2 tRNA genes are annotated in these 312 nt (G+C 48.1%); both read left to right on the forward strand.

Annotated elements, in window-relative coordinates:
* Window positions 1-72: 72 nt before the first annotated feature.
* Window positions 73-148 (forward strand) — tRNA-Ala (locus I4N53_RS04365).
* Between the two features lies 1 nt (window position 149).
* Window positions 150-226: transfer RNA gene (locus I4N53_RS04370), tRNA-Ile, on the forward strand.
* Window positions 227-312: the final 86 nt, after the last annotated feature.

Below are 312 nucleotides of genomic sequence, written 5' to 3' on the forward strand. Positions count from 1 at the left end.
CACCTCCTTTCTAAGGAGAGAGGCCTCACTGTTCATTTTTGAGGGTAAAGCCCTCGAGATAACATGGTTCATGGGGGTGTAGCTCAGTTGGGAGAGCACCTGCCTTGCAAGCAGGGGGTCAGGAGTTCGAATCTCCTCATCTCCACCATGGGCTTATAGCTCAGATGGTCAGAGCGCACGCCTGATAAGCGTGAGGTCGATGGTTCGAATCCATCTAAGCCCACCATGTTATCTATTTATTATAAAATGTAAGCAAAATTAAGGACCTTGAAAACTGCACAAAGCCGGAAAGGTCAAGTGAGGTAAGGGCAT

Origin of the sequence: Thermoanaerobacter sp. CM-CNRG TB177 (assembly GCF_018588165.1) — a bacterium.
Classification (GTDB): Bacteria; Bacillota; Thermoanaerobacteria; order Thermoanaerobacterales; family Thermoanaerobacteraceae; genus Thermoanaerobacter; species Thermoanaerobacter thermocopriae.